We start from the raw sequence: 11,788 nt of genomic DNA, 5'->3' as shown, positions 1-11,788 counted from the left end.
TATGTATTCAACTACGTAGTTTTGTACTTTAAAAGGTAAACACTATGAAATTAGAAATACAACCCATAGGAAATTCTTATTCGGAACAAGCCATTGATTTGATTTTGACGATCCAGCAGAAAGAGTTTAATATTCCGATTACCATAGAAGATCAGCCTGACCTTTTGCAGATAGAAAGTTTTTACACAGCAGCCGGAGGTAACTTTTGGGGTGCTTTTGCAGATGGTGAGCTGGTAGGTTCTATCGCTTTGGTTAAATTTGACGAAAGGGCAGGAGCCATTAGGAAAATGTTTGTTAAAAAGGAATTCAGAGGAAAAGAACTGAATATTGCGCAAGAATTACTGGAAGTTTTAATTTCTTTCTGCCGTGAAAACAGAATTGATGATCTATATCTGGGAACCATAACGGTACTGAAAGCAGCCCGGCGTTTCTATGAAAGGAATCATTTTGTAAAGATTGAAAAAAGCAATCTTCCTGCGAAATTTCCTTTAATGAGTGCCGATGATGTTTTTTACCACTTAAATCTCGACTGAATATGAATGTAATCAACGAAGCAGGAATTCTTGCCATATCCACAAGGCTACACCGCCTCAGTGAACAATTGAGGAAAGATGGAGCATTGATTTATAAAGCATTTGGAATCAATTTTGAGCTGAAATGGTTTCCGGTTATTTTCACGATTTATAAAAAAGAAATAGCAAGTGTAGTAGAAATAGCCAACGAGATCGGTTATACCCATCCATCCACCATAACACTGCTCAAAGAAATTGAAAAGCAGGAGCTGATCCAATGGGAAAAAGATAAACAGGACGAGCGCAAAAGGCTTTTTAAGCTTACTTCAAAAGGGCAGGAGCTCATTGAAAAAATGAAACCCGTTTGGGAACTGATGTCACAGGTTTTGGGAGATATCGCAGACAATCAAAATAATCTGCTTGCTGCGATTGATGAAGCAGAAGAGAAAATTGCCAATCAGTCTTTTTATCAGAGAGCGTTGCAGGTGAAGAATGTGAAAAAATAATTATTCTATGATGTCAAGCGGATCTCTGGCAGGTGTGATACCTATTAAATATTCTTTATCTTCTGCAGTTAACTCAGCTATACCCAGTGCAATATCTTCCCATGCTTTTCCGTCTTGACGTGTAAGGGCAAATTCAATGGATTGAATTTTAGGCTTTTTATTAAGACCCAATATTCTTAAATCTATTCTTTGTCCTTCTTTTATTTTACCTTCTGCAATTTGTCCTAATAAGAAAAAATTTCTTCCTGTAACTTGAAATGTATTATTGAGTTGAAATTGAGCAACCGTTAAATGATGCCAGTTATATCCACAATATCTGCATTGCTTTGCACGTGGAGTACGGGCTAGTTTGTGGCATTTAGGACAATTGTTGAAAAAAACTTTTTCAGGAGTTTCTTTCATGATCCGGGTTACAACATTTTGTTCAAAAACTTCATATCCATGTTCTAATAGTTGTATGACTTCAGGATCAGAATTTATCCAGCCTCGCTCAATCATTATATTTCTCATACGTGTATTTTCAGAGCTCTTCAAAGTATACATATGATGATTCAGTGCTAAAGCTTCATCCTTGGTCATTAATTTGCTAAAATATCTGATAATATAATCTATAGTTTCTCTGTCCATATCCAAGTGAAAAAAATAGAATGTTTTTTAATGATTTATTTTGCCTAATTTATAATTTATTTCTTGAAGATAAGTTTGCGTATTATGAAATTAAATATTTAATACTGACAAACTATTGTCACTAAAGTATTTTAATTTTACATCATCAATAAAATAAAAGCTATGGGAAAAATTGCACAGAAACAAACTTTCAATGTTAATACCAGGGCAGAATGGCGGCAATGGCTGGAAGAGAATCATCATACAGAACAATCGGTATGGCTGATCTGCAATACCAGAAAATCCAATTTACCCAATGTTTCCTGGAGCGAACTGGTAGATGAAGCGCTTTGCTTCGGCTGGATTGACAGTACAAGAAAGACTATTGATGAAGGCTCGTTTATGCAGTTATTCAGCAGACGCAAGCCGAAGAGTACCTGGTCAAAAATTAATAAAGAGAAGGTTCAGAAGCTGATCAAAAATAATCTGATGATGAAAGCGGGATTTGAAACCATCAGAATTGCCAAAGAAAACGGCTCCTGGACTATTTTAGACAGTGTGGAAGACCTGATAATCCCGGAAGATCTGACTGAAGCATTTAAAATTCATGAAGGTTCTGAAGCCTTTTTTCAAAGTTTGAGCAAGTCTGTAAAAAAAATGATGCTGCAATGGATTGTGTTGGCCAAAAGACCGGAAACGAGAAAAAACCGTATAGATGAAATCGCGAGACAGGCCGCTCAGAACAGGAAGCCGAAAAACTTTTAATTTTCTTATTGATGATTAATAGATATAAAAACAGGCTGTTCCAAAAAGGAGCAGCCTGTTTAATAGTTTCATTATTGAAATGATATTGTATTAGAATCTCAAAGTCGCTGCAACAGACCAGGTTCTTCCGAAACCAAGGAATCCTGTATTACCGTCTGCAACACCCTGATACACTCTGCCAGCTTCCTGATACGTTTTTCCGGCATCCGGACCATTGGCAATTTTATCGCCTGCAAAGATATTGGAGCTTAATTCAGAAATATAATATTTGTTGAATAAGTTGTATACGTTTGCTCTCAATGTCAAAGATTTTTTTGCATCAAGCGTGAATTTGTAAGAAGCTCCTACATCAAATAAATGATAGCTTGGCAGTTTTACAATTCCTTTTTCTCTTGCCGCTTCAGTAAGGAAGTTGATCGGGTTGAACTGAGCATACAGCTTGTCATAATATTCCCAGTTGGCATCGATACTGAAAGCTTTGGTAATATTGTAATCTGCTCCGATGCTTGCTGTTGTCTGGGCAGCATCTCCAACCTTCAGGTCTTTGATATTGATCATTCCGGTTGCTCCTGCTATTTCCTGATTGTTCTGAACATCCAGGATGTTGAAGTTAGCGTTTCCTTTATATTTCCAGTTCCCCAATGATACCATTCCTCTCAATCTAAGATTTGTGAAAGGTCTTGCTTTGGCTTCCAATTCGATTCCCTGGTGTAGTTGCCCAACGTTCAATGCATTATAGAAATAAGCATTTCCAAGGGTTAACTGAGAGAATTTGGCAACATCTGCAGCCGTAGCATTGAATGTTCTTGAAATAAATCGGTCATCCCACTGTGTTCTGTACGCATTGATGTTCACATCCACATAACGGGATTTGAAACCGTAACCTAATTCCACAGAGAAGATTCTTTCATTCTTGGCATCATTGTAAATATTCTGGTTTGAAGGGAATAAAGCATTGAATAAAGGCTGTCTTGAAATAACTCCTGTATTGAAAAATACATTGTGGTGATCGTCAATATTATAGTTGGCACCTCCTTTTACAATATAACCTGTTTTATGATACCATTTTGTTTCCTGATTCCCGGGAGTGTACAGCATATAATCCCTTCTCTTGTAATATTGCTCGGAAACAGATCCCTGAACGGATGCACTTAGCTTTTCAGAGCTGTATTCAACCATACCGTAGATCCCTGCCCATTTTACAAGACCTTCGTTGTGTATGGATACTTTCTGAGCATCTTTAAGCTTGGTAAGCGGCTCCGGTTTTACGGTTTGATTAATATAATATCCTTTTGGAGCATTGGCTGTAGTAGGAACGAATAATGCATCTGAACCAAGCATATCAGTTACAATGTCATACAATGCCCCTTTGTACGTTTTAAGATCGATACCTCCGTTGAAAGTCCAGTTGTTTTTTTTGTAATTAAGGTCTGCGATTACACCATACCAGTCATGAGCATTGATACTCTGCTTTCTCACGATACCAGTGGTTCCGTTCAGAGTAGAGACATATTGGCCGTTATAATCACCGGGAGATCCTGCGGGAGCCGTAAAGGTAGATTTCTGGAAGGTATTTCCATTATAATCCGTCACCATACCGCCTCTGTTATAACGGTAAATCATATCCCAGTTGATGGTACCGTCTCCGCCTGCACCATAATTCATGAAATTCATGGTCTGTCCTGCAGCGTTTTTGATAGAACCGTTAAGTCCGGTACCGCCGCCGCCGCGTCCCCATGAGCCGTAAACCACTGTAGATAACTTCAGGTTGTCATTCATGGTCCAGTCCCAGTTCAAAGAGGCGATAGGCTTATGGTAGAAATTAGGAGCTAAATTGAATTGAGAACCATTCAGCATTCCTGTTTGAGGGTTATATCTTCTTCCGTAAGTTTCAAATTGCTGTAAAGTGGCAACATTGGCTCCGGTTGCAGAAGACCTTCTCGTATCGTGTACCTGTGGTGCTCCGGTTGCAATTAAATTGAACGCATGTTTTTCATTAGGCTTAAATCCTGTTGAGAAAAACCATGAATAACCTTCTCCTTTGGTTCCGTTGATGTATCCGTCACCTTGCCAGCGGGAAAGCAATACGGTTGTTCCCCACTTGTTTTTTAACCCTGAAGAGTACATGGCAGAAATTCTGGAGTAGTTATCATTTCCGACTTCTCCTTTGATCATTGCTTTTTGCTCGGAATCGGTAGCTTTGGTTACAATATTGATAGTTCCTCCAACAGAAGGTACTACAAATTTAGAAGCACCCAATCCTCTCTGAATCTGAATATTGCTGGCAATATCAGCCAAACCGGTCCAGTTGGACCAGTACACTGTACCTCCCTGCATGTCATTCACCGGCTGTCCGTTGATGATTACCGCAATGTTGGCACCATCAAAACCTCTCATGTTGATTCTGCTGTCTCCGAATCCTCCACCTACTTTCGTCACGTAAACGGATGGAGTAGACTTCATAATTTCAGGGAATTCTCTGTTTCCCAGTTTCTCCTGAATTTCTGCAGCCTTAATGTTGGAAACCGCAACAGGTGTTTTTCTCTCTTTGGCTGTTTGGGAAAGGTTTCTACCTACCAACATAACCTCATCAATAGATTTGGATTTCTCTAAAGAATCCTTCGTACTCTGCCCATAATATATGGCGGCCGTAGGTAATACAAGCGCTATAATAAGTCGCTTTTTAAAAGTAATGCTCATGAAATAAACTAGCGTGTTTGATTTTTAAGGCTGCAAAGATGGATAATTATTTTTTAATTAAGTATTAAATCTTAACGAAGTGATTTTATTCAGTTGTTGGAATATGCTTTATTTCTCGCTTTTTTGAATATGTTAATTATTCCACATCTTTCGTTTACAATTTGTTATAAAAGAGATTGATCAAAAAAAGGGCTTGTTTTTAACGGATAAAAATAATTATGTGCTTCTCCATATTTTTAAATAAAACTAAATATTCTTGGAAAATATACTATAATAATAGCTATGTATTAAAAGTCAGAGATGACTTGAATCATAATTTTTATACTGTTGTTTTGATAACTTGTATTACCATTTTATTCAAAATTGTATTATTTATGAAAAAAAATTTTTTTGAAAGGTTTTCAGATCGTGTTGTCTGTATAACCGGAAGTCCGGGTGCTTTTATGGGAGCCAGTTTACTGGTAGTTGTGTGGGCTGTTTGCGGACCTGTTTTCAATTATTCAGAAACCTGGCAGCTTGTTATCAATACCGGTACCACTATTATTACTTTCCTGATGGTATTTCTGATTCAAAAAACCCAGAATAAAGACTCTAAGGCTATTCAGATAAAACTCAACGAATTGATAGCCTCCTATGAAAAAGCCAGTAACAGACTGGTGGATATTGAAGATCTGACGGAAGAAGAACTGGACAAGCTTCACAAATATTATGAGAAACTTGGACAACTATCTCAAGAAAAAGAACATTCACAGGATCCCGTGCAAAAATAGTCTTAATACTATTATAATATATATAGCATGATTTTAAAATCTTCTCAAATTGCCCACGCTGATTCATTGTCAGTGAAATCCCTGGTGCATTTCGTCATAGAATTGGAGAAACTGTTTAAACGTATCGGTGAATATCTTCTTTCCGGACAGGAAACTGTTTCAACGGCTGAAAGTGTTACAGCCGGATTTTTACAGTTTTCGTTTTCCCAGATGAAGGATGCCTCCCAATTTTTTAAAGGCGGCATGACAGCGTATACTTTAGAAGAAAAGGTAAACCTTCTTGATGTAGATGCTATGGAAGCAAGACAATATAACTCTGTATCTCCTCATATTGCTGAGACAATGGCGTTGCAGGCAGGTAAACTCTACAAAACCGACTGGTCTATTGGAGTAACAGGATATGCCACTCCGGTGGAAGAATCAGAAGGGAAGCTCTTCGCTTACTTTGCCATTGCTCACAAAGGAAAAGTGGTTCTTTCAGAGAAATTAGATCTGCACTCCAGAACCAAACCTGTTAATGCCCAGCTCTATTACAGTGAATTCATTCTGGGATGCTTTAAGCTGGAACTGGATAAGAACCGGAAAAACAAAGAATAAACCTATTTCAATAATAAACTACCTATGAAAGATTTACAACTGAAAAATAAATCTGTCCTTATTACAGGAGCAGACAGCGGAATTGGTAAGGCAATCGCCCTTTTATTTGCTAAGGAAGGAGCTGATATTGCCTTCATCCACTATCATGATGCTAAAGATGCCATGAAAACAGTGGAGGAATTAAAAAAAACAGGAAGAAAAGTCGTTTCGTTTGAAGGAGATATTAATGACAGCAAATTTTGCGAATCTGTTGTTAATGAGGTAGTTTCTAAATTCGGAGGAATAGATATACTGATTAATAATGCAGGAACCCAGGTTCCTTGTGAAAGTATAGAAAATCTTAAAGAAGAGGATATCCGCAAAACTTTCGATTCCAACATTATCGGAATGATCCTGCTGACAAAGATTGTATTTCCTTATTTAAAACAAGGGGATTCTATTATCAATACTACTTCAGCTACTGCCTATCTTGGACATGAAGAATTACTGGATTATTCAGCAACCAAAGGCGCTATTGTTTCGTTCACCCGTTCACTGGCACTGCAGTCTAAACCTAAAGGAATACGGGTGAATGCTGTTGCACCCGGACCGGTGGCCACGCCGCTTACGGAAAAAACATTCGGGGAAGAAGATGAAGATCAGAATAAACCGCCGCTAGAACGTAATGCTTCTACCGAAGAAGTGGCAGCAAGTTTTCTATTTCTTGCCACAGATGCTTCATCACAGATAACGGGACAGGTTCTTCATCCTAATGGAGGTTTAATTGTTAACGGTTAATCTTAACGGATATGAATGGAGTTATTATTCAGTTTTTCCATTGGTATCATCCCGGAAACCTATGGAATGAGTTTGCTGAGAAAGCAGAATATTTAAAAGATTTGGGGTTTACTGCCGTCTGGTTTCCTCCTGCCAATAAATGCAGTCTCAATATGGAAGGCCGTGGTTATGATGTCTATGATCTTTATGATTTGGGAGAATTTGATCAGAAAGGTTGCATACCAACCCGGTACGGGACGAAAGCTGAATATTTAATGGCTATAGAGAAAGCGCATGAAGCGGGGATGTCTGTATATGCAGATATCGTTTTAAACCATAGGATGGGAGGAGATGAAGAAGAAAAGATTATGGTACATCAGCTGAATGAAGAAAACCGTAATGAAAGAATCTCCGAAAATATGGAGGTTTCAGCCTATACGAAATTTACTTTTCCGGGAAGAAAAGGAGTGTATTCGAACTTTATATGGGATCATCACTGTTTCAGCGGTATTGATTATGTGATCAGAGAAGGAGAGGAGATGAAGGGTGTTTTTAAAATCCATAATGAATATGGTGAGGAGTGGACAGATGCCGTAAGTCATCAGTTCGGTAATTATGATTATCTGATGGGAGCTGACATAGAGTACCGTAATCCTTATGTTGTGGAGGAAATGAAAAACTGGATCAGATGGTATATGGAAACAACGAAAGTAGACGGAATCAGATTGGATGCCTTAAAACATATCTCCTCAGACTTTTTGAAAGACTGGATCTCCTATATTAAAACAGAAGTAAATCCTGAATGTTTTGTTTTAGGCGAATTCTGGAAAGACGAGGCAGAAAAAATTGAGTATTTTTCCGATAAAATGTCTGATCTTATCTCTTGTTTTGATGCTCCGTTGCATTATAATTTCTTTAAAGCATCACAGGATGGTAAAGACTACGATATGAGCCGGATTTTAAAAGGAAGCTTCCTGGAGAAGAAACCGGTATTCTCAGTTTCTTTTGTTGAAAATCACGATACACAGCAGCTTCAGGCTCTTGAATCTGCGGTGAAAGACTGGTTCAAACCCTTGGCTTATGCTATTATTCTTCTTACCGATGAAGCTTATCCCTGCATCTTTTATCCCGATCTTTTTGGTGCAGACTATATCGATATAAAGGATGAGCAGGAAGTGCATATCATCATGCCGAAGGTTGAAGAACTTCCTGGTTTGCTTGAAGCGAGAAAGCTTTTTGCATATGGTAAACAGACCGATTATTTTGATCATCCCAACTGTGTAGCTTTTGTACGGAAAGGAGATGAAAAGCATGCGGGCTGCATTGTAATCATGTCTAATAGCGAAGAAGGTTATAAAGAAATAGAATTGGGAAAAGAACATGCGGATTCGGTTTATACCGATTTTTTAAAGAACCGTCATGAAGAAATTTATACGGATAAAGACGGGAAAGCGGTGTTTACTGTAAATTCGGGTTCGGTAAGTATATGGGTAAAAAAACAAACACCGTAATGATTGGCAAATTTTCAGGCCTTTTATTCTCTGCGAACAGCTATTCTAATTTTAACTTACCATATAAGCTCCTGTAATTTTAGATACCACATCTCAGTATTTTGGACAAAAATGGTCTTATAGTTGCAGATTTACCACCAATCAATCACTAAATTATTATAATATGGAAACTAAAACGGCAACCAAAAAAACACCAGCCAAAAAAGCAACACCAGCAAAAGCAAAAACTCCGGCTAAAAAAAATGCAGCCAAAAGTTTGGAAGATCTTTTTGAAGATGCGCTGAAAGATATTTACTGGGCTGAAAAAGCACTGCTGAAAGCGCTGCCGGCAATGATGAAAAATGCAACCAGTGAAAAGCTTAAACAAGGCATTGATAAGCACATCACGGAAACAGAAGGCCATGTGATGAGCAGGAAGTGCATATCATCATGCCGAAGGTTGAAGAACTTCCTGGTTTGCTTGAAGCGAGAAAGCTTTTTGCATATGGTAAACAGACCGATTATTTTGATCATCCCAACTGTGTAGCTTTTGTACGGAAAGGAGATGAAAAGCATGCGGGCTGCATTGTAATCATGTCTAATAGCGAAGAAGGTTATAAAGAAATAGAATTGGGAAAAGAACATGCGGATTCGGTTTATACCGATTTTTTAAAGAACCGTCATGAAGAAATTTATACGGATAAAGACGGGAAAGCGGTGTTTACTGTAAATTCGGGTTCGGTAAGTATATGGGTAAAAAAACAAACACCGTAATGATTGGCAAATTTTCAGGCCTTTTATTCTCTGCGAACAGCTATTCTAATTTTAACTTACCATATAAGCTCCTGTAATTTTAGATACCACATCTCAGTATTTTGGACAAAAATGGTCTTATAGTTGCAGATTTACCACCAATCAATCACTAAATTATTATAATATGGAAACTAAAACGGCAACCAAAAAAACACCAGCCAAAAAAGCAACACCAGCAAAAGCAAAAACTCCGGCTAAAAAAAATGCAGCCAAAAGTTTGGAAGATCTTTTTGAAGATGCGCTGAAAGATATTTACTGGGCTGAAAAAGCACTGCTGAAAGCGCTGCCGGCAATGATGAAAAATGCAACCAGTGAAAAGCTTAAACAAGGCATTGATAAGCACATCACGGAAACAGAAGGCCATGTGGAAAGATTGGAAGAATGTTTTAAAGCATTAGGAAAAAAAGCCCAGGCAAAAAAATGTGATGCTATGCAGGGATTGCTGGATGAAGGAAAGAGCATTATGGAAGAGACAGAACCGGGAGCAGTAAGAGATGCGGGCATTATTGCAGCAGCGCAAAAAGTTGAACATTATGAAATTGCTACTTATGGAACACTGGCAGCATTCGCAAAAGTATTGAAGGAAGAAGAGTGTCTTAAAAACTTTTTAAGCACATTGGAAGAAGAAAAAAAATGTGATGAACTGCTTACAAAAGTTGCTGATACCAATCTTAACAGCAAAGCCATGTAAATACAATCTTTAAAAAGGAGACCTGAAAAAATCAGGTCTCCTTTTTATTGAAATCCGGAAAGGTTTAAAATGCAACATTTTTATCTTGGTTGATTTTGTATCAGTTGTAGTATATTTGTGGATATAATTTGTATCAATTTAGTTTTTTTAAATGAACTGTAATTGAATAACAAAACTCTTATACTGTAAAAGAAAACTGTATTCTACCATTTATAAAGTTTAAAAATGACCCAACTTAGCCTGTTCGACTCAGCAGATCTGTACGAATTTCCAAAAGACCTTCTGGAATACAGAGAACATTTCCTGAATCAGGAAGAAGCTGACCGCCTTAAAATTCATCTGCTTGAAACAGCTCCCTGGAAACAACGTACCCAGAAAATGTATGATAAGATGGTTCTCACACCTCGCTTAACCGCCTGGTATGGAGATGAGAAAAATGCCTATCCTTCAGACAATGAACTGGATGCCCATCATTGGACACCCGAACTGTTTTCTTTAAAACAAAGAATAGAAGAAACATTTGGCTATCAATTCAATTCCGTATTGTTGAACCTTTACAGAGATCATAACGATTCTGTTGCCTGGCATCGGGATAAGGAAAGCAGATATGGGAAACGTCCGGTGATTGCATCAGTAAGTCTGGGGCAGACCAGAAATTTTGATTTCAGGAAAAAAGACCATCATCAGAGTAAATACAGCCTGCCTCTTCCTCACGGATCATTATTGATTATGAAAGGAGACCTTCAGGAAAACTGGGAACATCGTATTGCCAAGTCTCTAACCGCTATGAAGGAGCGTATTAATCTTACATTCCGGTTGGTTAATAAGTTGTAAGGTATTTATTCATAATGTTTTATGATTAGGTTAGAAGTGTTGTAATCGGTTTTTGGCAGATAAATTGTTGCATTTATAAACAAAGTCATTGTTTGACTTCATTAATATCACCACTTAAAATTTATTATTATGAAAAATCTTGTAGTAACAATTTTTGCATTAGCTGCTTTAACGGCCTGCAAAAAAAACGAACCGACAACCACGAGTCAATCTGAGGAAAGTACCACAATGTCTGCCCCTGCAGAATCCGGGATGACGGTAAGCGACTCCACCAAAATGTCAGACACCAAAGATCAGAAAAGTACTCTCAGCGATCAGGACAAAAAGTTTGCGGATGCTGCAGCCATAGGAGGACTGATGGAGGTAATGATGGGAAAACTGGCCGCAACAAACGCTGAAAACTCAGTGGTAAAATCTTTGGGAGCAATGATGGTAACCGATCATTCCAAAGCGAACGACGAGCTTAAGAATTGGGCATCAGGAATAGGGTATACCTTACCCACAAGTCTGGATGCCGAAAAGCAGAAGATGTATGATGACCTGAAAGCTAAGAAAGGTAAAGACTTTGACAAAAAATATACAGATTTAATGGTCAGTGACCACAAGGAAGATGTAGAAGCATTCAAAAAAGAGGTGTCAGAAGGAACAGAAGCCTCATTAAAATCTTTCGCAGCGAAAACCCTTCCGACACTTGAACATCATTTGCAGGAATCGGAAAAAGCTAAAAATGTGGTCAAATAATATTGAG

Annotated in this window: 14 protein-coding genes; 12 read left to right on the top strand and 2 right to left on the bottom strand. The window is 38.0% G+C overall.

The window, feature by feature from the left end:
- Positions 1 to 44: 44 nt before the first annotated feature.
- Positions 45 to 533 (top strand): GNAT family N-acetyltransferase, encoded by a 489-nt coding sequence (locus AB1278_RS12975; protein ID WP_395973460.1) that lies wholly within the window; start codon positions 45 to 47, stop codon positions 531 to 533.
- A 2-nt stretch (positions 534 to 535) separates the two neighbouring features.
- Positions 536 to 1,018 (top strand): MarR family winged helix-turn-helix transcriptional regulator, encoded by a 483-nt coding sequence (locus tag AB1278_RS12970; protein ID WP_429814815.1) that lies wholly within the window; start codon positions 536 to 538, stop codon positions 1,016 to 1,018.
- On the opposite strand, the gene AB1278_RS12965 is transcribed toward AB1278_RS12970, so the two are convergent.
- Positions 1,019 to 1,645 carry a hypothetical protein gene (locus AB1278_RS12965; protein ID WP_429814812.1) on the bottom strand — a complete coding sequence of 209 codons (627 nt, stop codon included), beginning with the start codon at positions 1,643 to 1,645 and terminating at the stop codon, positions 1,019 to 1,021.
- A gap of 162 nt (positions 1,646 to 1,807) precedes the next feature.
- On the opposite strand from AB1278_RS12965, the gene AB1278_RS12960 reads away from it, so the two are divergent.
- The gene (locus tag AB1278_RS12960; protein ID WP_429814809.1) at positions 1,808 to 2,389 is read left to right on the top strand and encodes a YdeI/OmpD-associated family protein; all 582 of its coding nucleotides are present in this window, start codon (positions 1,808 to 1,810) and stop codon (positions 2,387 to 2,389) included.
- Between the two features lie 90 nt (positions 2,390 to 2,479).
- On the opposite strand, the gene AB1278_RS12955 is transcribed toward AB1278_RS12960, so the two are convergent.
- Positions 2,480 to 5,089, bottom strand: coding sequence for a TonB-dependent receptor (locus AB1278_RS12955; RefSeq protein WP_429814806.1), 2,610 nt, complete (start codon positions 5,087 to 5,089; stop codon positions 2,480 to 2,482).
- Between the two features lie 374 nt (positions 5,090 to 5,463).
- Between AB1278_RS12955 and AB1278_RS12950 the strand changes: the two genes are divergently transcribed.
- The 9 genes from AB1278_RS12950 to AB1278_RS12910 all read left to right on the top strand — a co-directional run bounded on the left by AB1278_RS12950 (position 5,464) and on the right by AB1278_RS12910 (position 11,781).
- On the top strand, positions 5,464 to 5,859 hold the full coding sequence (locus AB1278_RS12950; protein ID WP_120230957.1) for a low affinity iron permease family protein: 396 nt from the start codon (positions 5,464 to 5,466) through the stop codon (positions 5,857 to 5,859).
- A 27-nt stretch (positions 5,860 to 5,886) separates the two neighbouring features.
- Positions 5,887 to 6,456 carry a CinA family protein gene (locus tag AB1278_RS12945; RefSeq protein WP_411413236.1) on the top strand — a complete coding sequence of 190 codons (570 nt, stop codon included), beginning with the start codon at positions 5,887 to 5,889 and terminating at the stop codon, positions 6,454 to 6,456.
- A gap of 24 nt (positions 6,457 to 6,480) precedes the next feature.
- On the top strand, positions 6,481 to 7,233 hold the full coding sequence (locus AB1278_RS12940) for an SDR family oxidoreductase (RefSeq protein WP_429814803.1): 753 nt from the start codon (positions 6,481 to 6,483) through the stop codon (positions 7,231 to 7,233).
- A gap of 11 nt (positions 7,234 to 7,244) precedes the next feature.
- Positions 7,245 to 8,723, top strand: a complete 1,479-nt coding sequence (locus AB1278_RS12935; protein ID WP_343641068.1) for an alpha-amylase — start codon at positions 7,245 to 7,247, stop codon at positions 8,721 to 8,723.
- 163 nt (positions 8,724 to 8,886) lie between these two features.
- Positions 8,887 to 9,249, top strand: a complete 363-nt coding sequence (locus tag AB1278_RS12930; RefSeq protein ID WP_429814800.1) for a ferritin-like domain-containing protein — start codon at positions 8,887 to 8,889, stop codon at positions 9,247 to 9,249.
- Entirely contained in the window at positions 9,153 to 9,476 is a 324-nt protein-coding gene (locus tag AB1278_RS12925; protein ID WP_429814797.1) for an alpha amylase C-terminal domain-containing protein, read from the top strand. Before AB1278_RS12930 ends, AB1278_RS12925 begins: the two co-directional genes overlap by 97 nt.
- A 163-nt stretch (positions 9,477 to 9,639) precedes the next feature.
- Positions 9,640 to 10,206 carry a ferritin-like domain-containing protein gene (locus tag AB1278_RS12920; protein WP_343641070.1) on the top strand — a complete coding sequence of 189 codons (567 nt, stop codon included), beginning with the start codon at positions 9,640 to 9,642 and terminating at the stop codon, positions 10,204 to 10,206.
- A 225-nt stretch (positions 10,207 to 10,431) separates the two neighbouring features.
- Entirely contained in the window at positions 10,432 to 11,040 is a 609-nt protein-coding gene (locus AB1278_RS12915; protein ID WP_062670013.1) for an alpha-ketoglutarate-dependent dioxygenase AlkB family protein, read from the top strand.
- Between the two features lie 129 nt (positions 11,041 to 11,169).
- The gene (locus tag AB1278_RS12910) at positions 11,170 to 11,781 is read left to right on the top strand and encodes a DUF4142 domain-containing protein (protein ID WP_202842376.1); all 612 of its coding nucleotides are present in this window, start codon (positions 11,170 to 11,172) and stop codon (positions 11,779 to 11,781) included.
- Positions 11,782 to 11,788: the final 7 nt, after the last annotated feature.

The sequence above is a fragment of the Chryseobacterium sp. NRRL B-14798 genome, assembly GCF_050470705.1.
GTDB lineage: Bacteria > Bacteroidota > Bacteroidia > Flavobacteriales > Weeksellaceae > Chryseobacterium > Chryseobacterium cupriresistens.
Note: the sequence above shows the minus strand (reverse complement) of the source record. Positions and strands in the feature narration are given on the sequence as shown.